The sequence below is a fragment of the Enterobacter sp. C4G1 genome (assembly GCF_052886895.1).
Map to the genome: position 1 here is coordinate 169,839 of NZ_JBQVVV010000002.1, position 13,369 is coordinate 183,207.

Below are 13,369 nucleotides of genomic sequence, written 5' to 3' on the forward strand. Positions count from 1 at the left end.
GTTTATGCATACAGTCTAGCAGGTGTGGGGTGGTTAAAAAAGAGGCTGTGGCGCAGGGGGAATTGCCGGGAGGCACTTTGCTTACCCGACCTATATATAGTAGGACCGTGCAAGCGAAGCGCCACCGGGAAAATGGGACTATCTCTTCCAGAAATTGTCGAACACCGTGATCGGCGTGTGACGCTTGTGCTCGGTTTTCAGGTACCAGCCTTCGATAATCTTCGCGGTACCTGCATCCAGCGTTTTACCTTCCAGGTAATCATCAATATTTTCATAGGTCACACCCAGCGCAGCTTCATCCGGCAGGGAAGGGCGATCGTCTTCCAGGTCGGCCGTAGGTGCTTTCTTATATAAATGTTCCGGGCAACCCAGAGCGGCAAGTAACTGCTTACCCTGACGCTTGTTGAGACGGAAGATAGGGTTAATGTCGGTACCACCGTCACCATATTTGGTGAAGAAGCCGGTAACGGCCTCTGCTGCATGGTCAGTCCCTACCACGACTCCTTTGGTCATACCTGCAATGCTGTATTGCGCTTTCATACGCTCGCGCGCTTTCTCGTTACCACGGACAAAATCGCTCAGCTCAATGCCTGCCTCGCGCAGCGCCTGTTCACTCGCCAGCACTGACCCTTTGATGTTCACGGTAAGCACACGATCGGGCTGAATGAAGGTAATGGCGTCCTGACAATCCTGTTCATCGGTCTGCACACCATACGGAAGGCGCACAGCAATAAATTGCAGCGCAATATCTCCGGTCTCTTCCCGCAGTTCTGAAATGGCCTGTTGGCACAGTTTGCCGGTCAGCGTGGAATCCTGACCACCGCTGATGCCCAGTACCAGTGACTTCAGGAAAGGGTTTGTTTTTAAATAGGATTTTAAAAAATCGACGCTACGGCGGATCTCTTCGTGTGCATCGACCGCTGGCTTGACGCCAAGCGCCTGAATAATCTCTTGTTGCAGAGCCATTACGCCCTCCATATGCAGAACTAAACAGAATGTATGATCCGTTAAAATTAACCCTTTGGGCGTAAAACGACAAGGATCACAGTTTTGAGTGCGGCAATTTACGGCGATTTAGCAGGTTATCTTTGTTTTAGATGAATTATCCGAAATTCGTCTGGCGGAAATCACAAAGTTGAACAATAGTACTTTTTATTCCATGCTTAGATAACACGCTGATATACAAGAGGACGGAATATGAACAAGAATGTAGCAGGAATTCTAAGTGCAGCGGCGGTTCTGACTATGCTGGCAGGGTGTACGGCTTACGATCGCACCAAAGATCAATTCACACAGCCCGTAGTTAAAGATGTCAAAAAAGGTATGACGCGTTCGCAGGTGGCAGCGATTGCCGGTACACCTTCTTCTGAAATTACCATGATTCATGCAAAAGGGACCTGCCAGACCTATATCCTGGGTCAACGTGATGGTAAGGCTGAAACCTACTTTGTTGCTCTGGATGACACGGGACACGTGATCAATTCCGGTTATCAGACCTGTGCCGAATACGATACCGATCCGCAGGCAACTAAGGCGCAGTAACCCTGCTTGCCTGAGTATGTTAAAAAACCGGCCAGATGGCCGGTTTTTTTATGTATTGGAAAATCTTATTTCTTTGCGCGAATTATTTGCCCGAAATGTGAAGGTAGTCAACAAGCCAGGTCAATGAGAGACAATTTGCGTCTGTTCAGAATTATCCCCTCTCTGTACCATTGCGTATACTCACTCCAACGACAAACAATGGTAAGCGAACCATCCGTCAGCCGGGATAGCGAGTCGAGTGAGAGTGCGACGTCGGGTGGTTAAAAAGAGGGAAGTTACTATGGAAAAGAAACATATCTACCTGTTTTGCTCTGCAGGCATGTCAACCTCACTGCTGGTTTCCAAGATGCGTGCGCAGGCTGAAAAATATGAAGTCCCTGTGGTGATTGAAGCGTTTCCTGAAACGCTGGCGGGTGAAAAGGGTCAGAGTGCCGATGTTGTGCTCTTAGGGCCGCAAATTGCTTACATGTTGCCAGAAATTCAACGTCTGTTACCGAATAAACCGGTCGAAGTTATCGACTCGGGGCTGTACGGCAAGATCGATGGTTTAGGTGTATTGAAAGCTGCTGTTGCAGCAATTAAAAAAGCTGCTAATTAATTTTTTATTTTTCCCGTCAAAGAGTTATTTCACACACAATACGCCGTAACATGAGTTACGGCATTTAAGGGTATTTTCCTATGAGTAAAGTCATCGCTTCACTTGAAAAGGTACTCCTTCCTTTTGCTGTTAAAATAGGAAAGCAGCCTCACGTTAATGCCATCAAAAACGGTTTTATTAAATTAATGCCGTTGACGCTGGCCGGGGCAATGTTCGTTTTAATTAACAACGTTTTTCTGAGCTTTGGTGAAGGTTCCTTCTTTTATTCATTAGGAATTCGGTTAGACGCTTCTACAATTGAAACCCTTAATGGTTTTAAAGCCATCGGCGGCAACGTATACAACGGTACGTTGGGTATTATGTCGCTGATGGCGCCATTCTTTATCGGGATGGCGCTTGCAGAAGAGCGTAAAGTGGATCCGCTGGCAGCGGGCTTATTATCCGTTGCTGCCTTTATGACCGTTACCCCTTACAGCGTGGGTGAAGCGTATGCTGTAGGCGCTAACTGGTTAGGTGGTGCAAACATTATTTCCGGTATTGTGATCGGTCTGGTGGTTGCCGAGATGTTCACCTTTATTGTCCGCCGCAACTGGGTTATTCGCTTGCCGGACAGTGTTCCTGAATCTGTTTCTCGTTCATTTTCCGCGTTGATTCCAGGCTTCATTATTCTCTCCATCATGGGGATTATTGCCTGGGCGCTTTCTCACTGGGGTACAAACTTCCACCAGATAATCATGGACTCTATCTCTACGCCACTGGCGTCGATGGGTGGCGTGGTTGGTTGGGCGTACGTGATTTTCACCTCTCTGCTGTGGTTCTTCGGCGTGCATGGTTCACTGGCACTGGCAGCGCTGGACAGCGGCATCATGACCCCGTGGGCACTGGAAAACGTTGCGCTTTACCAGCAGTACGGTTCCGTTGATGCGGCACTGGCAGCCGGTAAAACCTTCCATGTGTGGGCGAAGCCGATGCTTGACTCCTATATCTTCCTGGGTGGTACAGGGGCAACGCTGGGTCTTATCATCGCGGTCTTTATTGTCTCTCGTCGCGCTGACTACCGTCAGGTTGCGAAACTGGCGCTGCCATCTGGCATCTTCCAGATTAACGAGCCGATTCTGTTTGGTCTGCCAATCATCATGAACCCGGTAATGTTCATTCCGTTCATTCTGATTCAGCCGCTGCTGGCCGCCATTACCCTGACGGCGTATTACCTGGGTATTATCCCGCCAATCACCAACATTGCACCGTGGACAATGCCGGCAGGTCTGGGCGCGTTCTTCAACACCAACGGTAGCATCGCGGCCTTCCTGCTGGCGATATTCAACCTCGGGATTGCAACACTGCTTTATATGCCGTTCGTGGCGATTGCGAACAAAGCCGCAACCATCATCGATGAAGAAGAGAGCGAAGAAGATATTGCCCTCTCACTGAAATTCTAAGTTTGACCGGCGCGGGGCAACCCGCGCCAGCGAAAAGGAGCTAAAAGATGTTAGATTTGGATAGTATCGTTGCTGAAGAAACCGAAGAAAACGACCTGGAAGAAGTGGTGATGGGCCTTATCATCAATTCAGGACAAGCACGCAGCCTGGCTTATGCCGCACTCAAGCAGGCTAAGCAGGGTGATTTCGCCGCAGCGAAAACCATGATGGATCAGTCCCGTACCGCACTGAATGAAGCGCATCTGGTACAGACGAAGCTCATCGAAGGCGACCAGGGCGAAGGGAAAATGAAAGTGAGTCTGGTGCTGGTTCATGCACAGGATCACCTGATGACTTCGATGCTGGCGCGCGAGCTGGTGGCGGAGTTAATCGAGCTTCACGAAAAAATGCACTAAGTCAGATTGAGTAGCAGGAGGTCAGCACGATGGAAATTAAAACCGCACTTGAGCAGCAACTGTTTAATGGCAAGAATTTTCACGTGGTTATTTACAACAAGACGGAGAGCGCCAGTGGCCTGCACCAGCATGACTACTACGAGTTCACGATTGTTCTGACCGGACGTTACTACCAGGAGATCAACGGTAAGCGTGTTCTGCTGGAACGTGGTGATTTTGTCTTCCTGCCGATGGGCTCCTACCACCAGAGCTTTTACGAATTTGGCGCGACGCGTATTCTCAATGTCGGCGTCAGCAAACGCTTCTTTGAGAAACACTATCTGCCGCTGGTGCCGTTCTGCTTTGTGGCGTCACAGGTGTATCGCGTTAAAAACGAGTTTATGACCTGGATAGAAACGGTCATTGCTTCACTTAACTTCCGCGACAATGAGTTCGACGAGTTTATTGAAACGGTAACCTTCTACGTGATGAACCGCCTGCGTCACCATCGTGAAGAGCAGCAGGTGATTGACGATATCCCACAGTGGTTACGTGGCACCGTCGAGCTTATGCACGATAAAGGCCAGTTCAGCGACAACGCGCTGGAGAATATGGTGACCCTGTCAGGTAAATCTCAGGAATATTTAACCCGGGCAACGCAGCGTTACTATCGCAAGACGCCGGTGCAAATTATTAATGAGATCCGCATCAACTTTGCAAAAAAACAACTGGAAATTACCAACTACTCTGTAACCGATATTGCGTATGAGTCCGGCTACAGTAGTCCCAGCCTGTTTATTAAAACATTTAAAAAATTCACCTCATTCACGCCAAACAGTTACCGGAAAAACTTAACGGTAATTAATTGACTATCGGCGGTATTATCCGCCAGAAATATTGACGTAATTGCTTGCCCAAAATAGCGGGACGAGAGCGCTATACTTTGCAGGCGGTTAACCTGATACGTTAAGGGAGATATTATGCAACAGAAATTAAAAGTCGTAACCATTGGCGGCGGCAGCAGTTATACCCCGGAATTACTCGAAGGTTTTCTGAAGCGTTATCATGAATTGCCGGTCAGCGAATTATGGCTGGTGGACGTTGAAGAAGGGCAAGAGAAGCTGAATATTATTTTCGAACTGTGCAAGCGTATGGTCGAAAAAGCGGGCGTACCGTTAACCGTGCATAAAACACTGGATCGCCGTCTGGCGCTGAAAGATGCCGACTTCGTGACAACTCAGCTGCGAGTAGGCCAGTTGAAAGCACGTGAACTGGACGAGCGCATCCCGCTGAGCCACGGTTATCTGGGCCAGGAAACCAACGGCGCGGGTGGTCTGTTTAAAGGTCTGCGTACCATTCCGGTAATTTTCGACATCATCAAAGATGTGGAAGAAATTTGCCCAAATGCGTGGGTAATTAACTTTACCAACCCGGCTGGCATGGTGACCGAAGCCGTCTTTCGTCATACCGGTTTTAAACGCTTTATCGGTGTGTGTAACATTCCGATCGGCATGAAAATGTTTATCAGCGACGTGCTGGAACTGAGCGACAGCGACGATCTCTCCATCGATCTGTTCGGCCTGAACCACATGGTCTTTATCAAAGATGTGATTGTTAACGGTAAATCGCGCTTTGCTGAACTGCTGGACGGCGTGGCTTCGGGTCGCCTGACCGCGGCATCAGTTAAAAATATCTTCGATCTGCCGTTCAGCGAAGGGCTGATCCGCTCCCTGAATCTGCTGCCATGTTCGTATCTGCTTTACTACTTCAAGCAGAAAGAGATGCTGGCCATCGAAATGGGCGAGTACTATAAAGGCGGCGCGCGTGCGCAGGTAGTGCAGAAAGTTGAAAAACAACTGTTTGATTTGTACAAAGATCCAAACCTGAACGTGAAACCAAAAGAGCTGGAGCAGCGCGGCGGGGCGTACTATTCAGACGCAGCCTGTGAAGTGATCAACGCTATCTACAACGACAAGCAGGCAGAGCACTACGTCAACGTGCCGCACCATGGACACATCGATAACATTCCGGCTGACTGGGCAGTTGAGATGACTTGCATCCTGGGTCGCGATGGCGCGAAACCACATCCGCGTATCACTCACTTTGATGACAAAGTGATGGGGCTCATCCACACAATCAAAGGGTTTGAAGTGGCAGCAAGCAACGCGGCGCTGAGCGGCGAGCTGAATGATGTGCTTCTGGCGCTGAACCTGAGCCCGCTGGTGCATTCCGATCGTGACGCAGAACAGCTGGCGAGCGAGATGATCCTGGCGCATGAAAAATGGCTGCCAAACTTTGCTGCAACGGTTGAGAAACTGAAGTTCAACCACCGTTAAGAGGGAGAGCGATGGAAAACCTGTTGATCGTAAACGCCGACGATTTTGGCCTGTCGAAAGGGCAGAACTACGGCATCATTGAAGCCTGTCGTCGGGGTGTGGTGACCTCGACCACTGCGCTTGTCAACGGCGAGGCGGTTGACCATGCTGCATCCCTGAGCCGTGAAGTCCCGGAGTTGGGTGTGGGGATGCACTTTGTCCTCACACTCGGGATGCCGATTTCACCGATGCCAGGGCTGACACGCGATGGACAGTTGGGTAAATGGATCTGGGAAATGGCCGAGCATAATACGTTGCCACTCGAGGAAATTACCCGTGAACTGGATTGTCAGTTCAACCGGTTTGTCGATCTCTTCGGTCGTGAGCCGACGCATATTGATAGCCATCATCACGTGCATATGATCCCGGCAATTTTCCCGATTGTTGCGGATTTTTCCCAACGTAAAGGGGTGGCGATGCGTGTGGATCGTGAAGTACAGGCGCTGCACGGGCTGTTGTTATCGTCTGCGGCAACGACCGACGGTTTCAGCAGCACATTTTACGGCGATGAAATAAGTGAAGCACTGCTTCTGAGCGTGCTGGATGATTCCGCTGCGCGCGGTGAACGCTCGCTGGAGGTGATGGCGCACCCGGCGTTTGTCGACAACACCGTGCGCAAAAGCGCCTACTGCTGGCCACGCCTGGCGGAGCTGGATGTGTTGACATCGGCATCGCTGAAATATGCGATTGCCGAGCGCGGGTATCGTCTGGGGACGTTCAAGGATCTGTAAACAGTGCCGGGTACGAGGTAAAAGCAAAACGGTAACAGGCGTTACCGTTTTTTTTGTTTTCTCTTTCTCCCGTGGGGAGATTGGGTGAGGGCATCAGGTCGTACGGTTTTTAGGTCGATACGAGCAAAAGAAACGACATACAGCATGGAAGGCGCGACGCGTGGGGGAAGGATCGGCTATCATAGAATTTTCCTGTTTCCAGAATTTGCTTTAGTGAACCAGTCTCTTATGAAACCTCTTCGTCAACAAAACCGCCAGGTTATTAGCTATGTGCCCCGCGTTGAACCCGCTCCGCCTGACCATGCTCTGAAAGTGGATGGTTTTCGCGATGTCTGGCAGCTACGGGGAAAATACGTGGCCTTTGTGCTGATAGGCGAACACTTCCGTCGTTCCCCTGTGTTTACGGTGCCGGAATCGGCGCAGCGCTGGGCGGTACAGACCCGCCAGGATGAAGATGTTGAAGAATAACAACTATAAAAAAACCGCCATCAGGCGGTTTTTTTAATTCACCAGTGATTAACGGTGCGCCAGTTCGACGTCGTCTTCACTTTCCAGAACAGCTTTGTCAGTCTGTTTTAACCACTGGCTTGTCAGCGTACCCGCGGTCATGGAGCCGCTCACGTTCAGTGCGGTACGACCCATATCAATCAGCGGCTCTACGGAAATCAGCAGCGCAACCAGAGTGACCGGCAGACCCAGCGCAGGCAATACGATCAGCGCTGCAAAGGTCGCACCGCCGCCCACACCAGCAACACCTGCGGAGCTCACGGTGACAATGCCCACAAGCGTTGCAATCCACACCGGGTCGAGCGGGTTAATACCCACAGTAGGAGCAACCATCACTGCCAGCATTGCCGGGTAAAGACCCGCACAACCATTCTGACCGATGGTAGCGCCAAAGGAAGCAGAGAAGCTGGCGATAGATTCAGGCACACCCAGACGACGGGTTTGCGCTTCAACGTTCAGCGGAATGGATGCTGCGCTGGAACGGCTGGTGAAGGCAAATGTCAGTACCGGCCACACTTTGCGGAAGTATTTCAGCGGGCTAACGCCGTTCACACCCAGCAGGATGCCATGCACCACGAACATGATGCCCAGACCCAGGTAAGAGGCAACCACAAAGCTACCCAGCTTAATGATGTCCTGCAAGTTAGATCCTGCGACGACTTTGGTCATCAGGGCCAGTACGCCGTATGGTGTTAACTGCATCACCAGACGCACCAGCTTCATTACCCAGCTTTGCAGGGTATCGATAGCCGTCAGAACGCGTTCACCTTTCGGAGCATCGTCTTTCAGCAGTTTCAGTGCTGCCACACCCAGGAAGGCTGCGAAGATAACCACACTGATAATGGAGGTTGGGTTCGCACCGGTCAGGTCAGCAAACGGGTTCTTCGGAATGAAGGAGAGCACCATTTGTGGAACGGTCAGGTCGGCGACTTTGCCCACGTAGTTAGACTGAATGGCAGCCAGACGCGCGGTTTCAGCAGAGCCTTGCACCAGACCTTCTGCGGTCAGACCAAACAGGTTGGTCACCAGAACACCCACCAGTGCGGCAATCAGCGTGGTGAACAGCAGCGTGCCGATGGTCAGAAAACTGATTTTACCTAACTGAGTGGCATTATGCAGACGTGCAACGGCACTCAGAATAGAAGCAAACACCAGCGGCATAACGATCATCTGTAGCAGCTGTACGTAGCCGTTACCCACGATGTTGAACCACTGAATAGAATCTTTCAGTACCGGATTATCTGAGCCGTAAATAGCCTGTAATGCCAGACCAAACACGACACCCATACCCAGACCGATCAGTACTTTCTTTGCCAGGCTCCACTGTTTGTGGCGCGCCTGAGCCAGAAGCAATAGCAAAATAGCGAACACAACCACGTTCGCGATGAGTGGAAAGTTCATCCCCGTTCTCCTGATTTATTATGTGGTCGGTATTCCCGAACCTGTTGGCGCAAGGTTAGCAGAAGTGTGATGTAGCGCTTATATCCAAATGGAATGGGTTATGACAAATGCGTTGAATTTGCGGGTTTAATGTTCAATTTGATTATTAATAAATCGATTGAACTGAAATTGCAGCGAATTGATCATCTGAGAAGACCAGCGAACTGCACCATTTTCGGGCAAGGTTTGCGGCATCCACACGGCATAGGCAAAAAGCGCCATACATAAAAAGCGCTCCAGCTGATTACCTTTCTGCGGGGCAAGAATCGGCAGGCGGAACCGCCAGCGGCACGGCCACAGTAGCGGTACACCCGCAGGGGTCAGCATATCGGCGAGAATATGGCTCAGATAGCCGAGTACCATGCCCTGAATAGCATCTGCGGGCACAATCCAGCTTTCAGGAACCTTTAAATAGAAGAGGGTCAACAGACCAAATACGGCCAGCAGGCTGTGAGTGAACCCCCGGTGACCAAACGCCCGGGCGATGGGTTTGGAAACCCACTTCAACCGCTGCCCAAGAAATGATTTAGGGTGATCGATATCGGGTAGCAGGCAGGTCAGCACCGCTGAAGGCACAATATGCCACCAGTCACCCTGGGCCAGCACGGGTGTTAGCTCAGCGTTTTTGGCAAACACTGCACAAGCAATAGAAAAAAGCAGGTGGCCTTCCGCCGTCATGATAAAACCCAGGAAACTGTCAATTCATACAGTATAGGGTTTTTATACAGTGGGCGGAAGAGGTGACGGTGTAACTCTTTGTCACAAACTGCGCTAACGTGCGAGCCAACCGCCATCAACGGCTAAGGTGTGACCATTAATGTAGTCTGATGCCGGTGACGCCAGGAATACTACCGGGCCTTGCAGATCCTCGGGTAACCCCCATCGCCCCGCAGGAATACGGTCAAGGATCGCCTGGCTGCGTTGCTCATCATCACGTAACTGCTGTGTATTGTTGGTTGCCATGTAGCCCGGCGCAATCGCATTGACGTTAATCCCCTGAGCCGCCCACTCATTTGCCAGAAGGCGGGTGATGCCAAGGACGCCACTTTTCGAGGCCGTATAAGAGGGAACGCGGATACCGCCCTGGAACGAGAGCATAGAGGCAATGTTGATGATTTTACCGCCCTGGCCCTGGGCAATAAACTGCCGGGCGACTGCCTGAGAAAGGAAAAAGACAGATTTCAGATTCAGGTCAACGACCTCGTCCCAGTCTTTTTCACTGAAGGAAAGTGCGTCTGCACGGCGGATGGTGCCTGCATTATTCACCAGAATATCGACGTGCCCCATCTCTGCAACCGCTTTAGTGACGACGTCATGGATACTTTCCTGCTGGCCGAGGTCGGCCCGAATCGCCAGAAAACGTCTGCCGAGGGCGGTGACCCGGGCGGCCGTTTCTTCAGGGATTTTCCGGTTTACCCCCACGATATCACACCCGGCCTGAGCCAGCGCAACGGCCATTCCTTGTCCAAGCCCGGTATCACACCCGGTGACGATGGCCACTTTTCCAGAAAGAGTGAAGGTATCCTGTATCATATGCGCCTCAGAAGTAGGGTTATTGTCGTTCTGACCCAAGAATAGGAGGCAATAAGCAGAAAAGCAAACAAAATGAAACGATGTTTTATTTTTGTGATTTGCAGATTCAGGCAGCGAGTGCTGCCTGAGAGAATGGGTTATTCACCGCGCAGGTGTTGCACTGTAAGGTCGTCCAGCGAGGCAAGTTTAACGTCAGCAAGCGCAAAGCGCGGATCGTGCCGGCCTTCTTCGGCAGGGACGACAATTGAGCGCATCCGCGCAGACTTCGACGCCACCATGCCGTTAACGGAATCTTCCAGCGCAACACAGCTGAGAGGATCAAGCCCAAGCTTCGCGGCGCAGTCCATGTAGACCTGTGGATGCGGCTTGCTGTAGGGGAGCTTTTCTGCCGATGCCAGTGCATCAAAGCTGTCACGCAGCTCGAACATCGTCAGCACTTTTTCCAGCATATGCAGCGGTGAAGCAGAAGCCAGCCCAACCTTAAGGCCTTGCGCTTTGCACAGGGCGATTGCGTCACGCACGCCGGGTAACAACGGGCGGTTCTCTTCAACCAGGGCAATCGCGCGATTGATAATGCGCGCAGTCACTTCGTCGCGGTCGGGCCCAATCCACGGCTGATGGGCGTACCAAAGTTCAACCACCATGTCGATACGTAACCCGAGCGTATCGGGAAGTTCGTTACGGCGACGAATGTCCACGCCAAGGCTGGCCATGACATCCAGTTCTGCACGATCCCACAGCGGCTCGGAATCAATAAGTAATCCATCCATGTCAAAAATAGCGGCAAGAATTTGGCGCGGTGTCGACATCACAACTTCTCCTTAATTCAGGGTGTACGACAGACGATAAGTGCTAAGTGCAGTCTGCAATTTAGCATATTGCCTTTAAAGAGCGGGCGAAAATGATGGGCAGCAGGTAGACTTAGGCACAAATAACGCGTCTTTTGGAAGGGGAACTGATGACGTATCAACAAGCTGGACGCATTGCTGTCTTAAAACGTATTGCCGGGTGGGTGATCTTTATTCCGGCCGTGATTTCCACGCTGATTTCTGTGCTTAAGTTTATGTACGATCACAGCGAAAAACAGCCGGGTATCAATGCGGTAATGCTTGATTTTGCGCATGTTATGATTGAGATGATGCGTTTTAATACGCCTTTTTTAAACTTCTTCTGGTTCAACTCGCCAACACCCGATTTTCATCAGAAGCTCAATGTCGGATTCTGGATAATCTATGCCCTGATCTTTGTGGCGATGGCGCTCCAGGCATCGGGTGCCAGAATGAGCCGTCAGACACGCTTTTTGCGTGAAGGTGTGGAAGACCAGCTGATTCTGGAGCAGGCGAAAGGGACAGAAGGAATGAGCCGTGAGCAAATTGAGTCCCGCATTGTGGTCCCGCGTCACACCATTTTCCTGCAAATTTTCCCGCTCTACATCCTGCCGGTGATAATTATCGTGGCCGGATATTTCTTCTTCTCGTTACTCGGTTTTTTATAAGAATTAACGGGTGGCATCTGGCCCACCCGTTCCTGTCTTATGCCGCCAGTACGCGCTCCAGCGCACGCTGGGCATTCACGAGGTGCTCACCGCCAAACAAAATCGCACGGTTAATCAGGGTGTAAAGTTGGTAAACCGGCTGGCGCTGAAGGAAGTCTGCCGGGAGTGGCGAAACTGACTGATACCCGTCGTAGATTTGCGCAGGCTGTTCAGGATGGAGAGGCAGCATGGCAAGGTCGCACTCTCGGTCGCCCCAGTAGCAGGCCGGGTCGAAAATAAATGGCCCATCTGGACCCAGCGCGCAGTTTCCTGACCATAAATCGCCATGCAGCAGCGAAGGCTGCGGCTGATGCGAAGCAAGACGTTGCTGAACATGTTCAACAATGGCGTCGATATTGCCAAATTCCAGCCCTTTTTCCGCAGCCAGCTCAAGCTGCCAGCCGATACGTTGTTCGGCAAAGAAGGTTGACCAGCGGCGTTGCCAGGTATTGGGTTGCGGAGTGGTGGAGAGATCGTTATCAAAATCTAGCCCAAACTGGGGCTGGTCGCTCCACTGGTGCAGACGCGCCAGTTGCTGCCCAAGAATAAAGGCATTATGGGCATCTAACGGACGGGCGGGGAGATAATCCATGACCAGAAAGCTGTAGTCACGATCGCTGCCTAACGCCCAGACCTGAGGGACTGTTACCGTCTTGCTGCGAGATAATAGCTCTAACTGGTCGGCTTCGGCAGTGAAGATAGGGAGAAGCTCCCGTTCATCACACTTCACGAAGAAATCACGTCCTGCGTAGCGTAAGTGCCATGCGGCGTGGATCTCTCCGCCTGGCAGTTCGTTACGCAGTTCAATTTCACCTTCACCCAGTTGCTCACTTAAAAGATGACTGATAGCCTGCCACATGATGTCTCTCCCATGTTGTCTGCCAGATCATAAAGTTAGCGCAAAACCGCTGTAAAAAAATACGAACTAACGCACACCTGAGCTGTTTGGATCCATGCAGGGCACTTATTGTTCTTTTTTTTGCCAGTTTTCCCAGGTGTCTACGTCAATTTCGGCTGTTTTGTGGGTGGCACTTTCAATCAGGCTGTTTGCCAGCGCGCTTACCTCATCGATGGTTAACGCGCTTATCAGCCCAAATGTCAGCGTGCCGAGCTCATGAATATTGCCTTCTTCATCCGTCAGCGTGAGTAAAAAGTTTGCGCGAGTGAAGGCATTATTGATTTCATTGAGTTCGGTCAGTGATGCATCATGAAAACTAACGGTTATGACGTAGCGAGTGATGTCCCCACTGCTCATATTTCACCTCATTGTTATCATGAAAGTTTTCTTAGCATAGT

Annotated in this window: 16 protein-coding genes; 9 read left to right on the top strand and 7 right to left on the bottom strand. The window is 51.1% G+C overall.

What is annotated here, in order from left to right:
• Window positions 1-138: 138 nt before the first annotated feature.
• Window positions 139-966: an ammonia-dependent NAD(+) synthetase gene (nadE, locus tag ACT9TW_RS14615; protein WP_182060637.1), complete on the bottom strand. Its 828-nt coding sequence runs from the start codon at window positions 964-966 to the stop codon at window positions 139-141.
• 231 nt (window positions 967-1,197) lie between these two features.
• Here nadE and osmE point away from each other — a divergent pair, with 231 nt between their 5' ends.
• The 8 genes from osmE (at window position 1,198) to cedA (ending at window position 7,527) form a co-directional block, all read left to right on the top strand.
• The gene (gene osmE / locus ACT9TW_RS14620; protein WP_182060638.1) at window positions 1,198-1,542 is read left to right on the top strand and encodes an osmotically-inducible lipoprotein OsmE; all 345 of its coding nucleotides are present in this window, start codon (window positions 1,198-1,200) and stop codon (window positions 1,540-1,542) included.
• A 256-nt stretch (window positions 1,543-1,798) separates the two neighbouring features.
• Window positions 1,799-2,140 (top strand): PTS N,N'-diacetylchitobiose transporter subunit IIB, encoded by a 342-nt coding sequence (chbB, locus tag ACT9TW_RS14625; RefSeq protein ID WP_259349714.1) that lies wholly within the window; start codon window positions 1,799-1,801, stop codon window positions 2,138-2,140.
• Window positions 2,141-2,220: 80 nt separating this feature from the next.
• Window positions 2,221-3,579, top strand: a complete 1,359-nt coding sequence (chbC, locus tag ACT9TW_RS14630; protein WP_014069883.1) for a PTS N,N'-diacetylchitobiose transporter subunit IIC — start codon at window positions 2,221-2,223, stop codon at window positions 3,577-3,579.
• Between the two features lie 47 nt (window positions 3,580-3,626).
• The gene (gene chbA, locus ACT9TW_RS14635) at window positions 3,627-3,974 is read left to right on the top strand and encodes a PTS N,N'-diacetylchitobiose transporter subunit IIA (RefSeq protein ID WP_014069884.1); all 348 of its coding nucleotides are present in this window, start codon (window positions 3,627-3,629) and stop codon (window positions 3,972-3,974) included.
• 29 nt (window positions 3,975-4,003) lie between these two features.
• On the top strand, window positions 4,004-4,822 hold the full coding sequence (gene chbR, locus ACT9TW_RS14640; protein ID WP_182060639.1) for a transcriptional regulator ChbR: 819 nt from the start codon (window positions 4,004-4,006) through the stop codon (window positions 4,820-4,822).
• 111 nt (window positions 4,823-4,933) lie between these two features.
• The gene (locus ACT9TW_RS14645; protein WP_446492833.1) at window positions 4,934-6,289 is read left to right on the top strand and encodes a 6-phospho-beta-glucosidase; all 1,356 of its coding nucleotides are present in this window, start codon (window positions 4,934-4,936) and stop codon (window positions 6,287-6,289) included.
• A gap of 11 nt (window positions 6,290-6,300) precedes the next feature.
• Window positions 6,301-7,059, top strand: a complete 759-nt coding sequence (gene chbG, locus ACT9TW_RS14650; RefSeq protein WP_446492834.1) for a chitin disaccharide deacetylase — start codon at window positions 6,301-6,303, stop codon at window positions 7,057-7,059.
• A 213-nt stretch (window positions 7,060-7,272) separates the two neighbouring features.
• Entirely contained in the window at window positions 7,273-7,527 is a 255-nt protein-coding gene (gene cedA, locus ACT9TW_RS14655; protein WP_220458416.1) for a cell division activator CedA, read from the top strand.
• Window positions 7,528-7,575: 48 nt separating this feature from the next.
• On the opposite strand, the gene ACT9TW_RS14660 is transcribed toward cedA, so the two are convergent.
• From ACT9TW_RS14660 to hxpB, 4 genes are all read right to left on the bottom strand, one after another.
• Complete coding sequence (locus tag ACT9TW_RS14660) at window positions 7,576-8,967, bottom strand: L-cystine transporter (RefSeq protein WP_182060643.1); 1,392 nt, start codon at window positions 8,965-8,967, stop codon at window positions 7,576-7,578.
• A 126-nt stretch (window positions 8,968-9,093) separates the two neighbouring features.
• On the bottom strand, window positions 9,094-9,684 hold the full coding sequence (locus ACT9TW_RS14665; protein WP_182060644.1) for a metal-dependent hydrolase: 591 nt from the start codon (window positions 9,682-9,684) through the stop codon (window positions 9,094-9,096).
• A 93-nt stretch (window positions 9,685-9,777) separates the two neighbouring features.
• Window positions 9,778-10,539: a 2-dehydro-3-deoxy-D-gluconate 5-dehydrogenase KduD gene (gene kduD / locus ACT9TW_RS14670; RefSeq protein ID WP_446492835.1), complete on the bottom strand. Its 762-nt coding sequence runs from the start codon at window positions 10,537-10,539 to the stop codon at window positions 9,778-9,780.
• Between the two features lie 137 nt (window positions 10,540-10,676).
• Window positions 10,677-11,348 (bottom strand): hexitol phosphatase HxpB, encoded by a 672-nt coding sequence (hxpB, locus tag ACT9TW_RS14675; protein ID WP_446492836.1) that lies wholly within the window; start codon window positions 11,346-11,348, stop codon window positions 10,677-10,679.
• A gap of 149 nt (window positions 11,349-11,497) precedes the next feature.
• Here hxpB and ACT9TW_RS14680 point away from each other — a divergent pair, with 149 nt between their 5' ends.
• The gene (locus ACT9TW_RS14680; RefSeq protein WP_182060647.1) at window positions 11,498-12,034 is read left to right on the top strand and encodes a YniB family protein; all 537 of its coding nucleotides are present in this window, start codon (window positions 11,498-11,500) and stop codon (window positions 12,032-12,034) included.
• A gap of 37 nt (window positions 12,035-12,071) precedes the next feature.
• Here the strand turns inward: ACT9TW_RS14680 and ACT9TW_RS14685 are convergent, their stop codons facing one another.
• On the bottom strand, window positions 12,072-12,932 hold the full coding sequence (locus ACT9TW_RS14685; RefSeq protein WP_182060648.1) for a fructosamine kinase family protein: 861 nt from the start codon (window positions 12,930-12,932) through the stop codon (window positions 12,072-12,074).
• Between the two features lie 105 nt (window positions 12,933-13,037).
• Window positions 13,038-13,328, bottom strand: a complete 291-nt coding sequence (gene ghoS / locus ACT9TW_RS14690) for a type V toxin-antitoxin system endoribonuclease antitoxin GhoS (RefSeq protein WP_446492837.1) — start codon at window positions 13,326-13,328, stop codon at window positions 13,038-13,040.
• Window positions 13,329-13,369: the final 41 nt, after the last annotated feature.

Bases quoted from the DNA above. Each gene is read 5' to 3' on its own strand.
- nadE (WP_182060637.1), bottom strand. From the start codon at position 966: ATGGCTCTGCAACAAGAGATTATTCAGGCGCTTGGCGTCAAGCCAGCG.
- osmE (WP_182060638.1), top strand. From the start codon at position 1,198: ATGAACAAGAATGTAGCAGGAATTCTAAGTGCAGCGGCGGTTCTGACT.
- chbC (WP_014069883.1), top strand. From the start codon at position 2,221: ATGAGTAAAGTCATCGCTTCACTTGAAAAGGTACTCCTTCCTTTTGCT.
- chbA (WP_014069884.1), top strand. From the start codon at position 3,627: ATGTTAGATTTGGATAGTATCGTTGCTGAAGAAACCGAAGAAAACGAC.
- chbR (WP_182060639.1), top strand. From the start codon at position 4,004: ATGGAAATTAAAACCGCACTTGAGCAGCAACTGTTTAATGGCAAGAAT.
- ACT9TW_RS14645 (WP_446492833.1), top strand. From the start codon at position 4,934: ATGCAACAGAAATTAAAAGTCGTAACCATTGGCGGCGGCAGCAGTTAT.
- chbG (WP_446492834.1), top strand. From the start codon at position 6,301: ATGGAAAACCTGTTGATCGTAAACGCCGACGATTTTGGCCTGTCGAAA.
- ACT9TW_RS14660 (WP_182060643.1), bottom strand. From the start codon at position 8,967: ATGAACTTTCCACTCATCGCGAACGTGGTTGTGTTCGCTATTTTGCTA.
- ACT9TW_RS14665 (WP_182060644.1), bottom strand. From the start codon at position 9,684: ATGACGGCGGAAGGCCACCTGCTTTTTTCTATTGCTTGTGCAGTGTTT.
- kduD (WP_446492835.1), bottom strand. From the start codon at position 10,539: ATGATACAGGATACCTTCACTCTTTCTGGAAAAGTGGCCATCGTCACC.
- hxpB (WP_446492836.1), bottom strand. From the start codon at position 11,348: ATGTCGACACCGCGCCAAATTCTTGCCGCTATTTTTGACATGGATGGA.
- ACT9TW_RS14680 (WP_182060647.1), top strand. From the start codon at position 11,498: ATGACGTATCAACAAGCTGGACGCATTGCTGTCTTAAAACGTATTGCC.
- ACT9TW_RS14685 (WP_182060648.1), bottom strand. From the start codon at position 12,932: ATGTGGCAGGCTATCAGTCATCTTTTAAGTGAGCAACTGGGTGAAGGT.
- ghoS (WP_446492837.1), bottom strand. From the start codon at position 13,328: ATGAGCAGTGGGGACATCACTCGCTACGTCATAACCGTTAGTTTTCAT.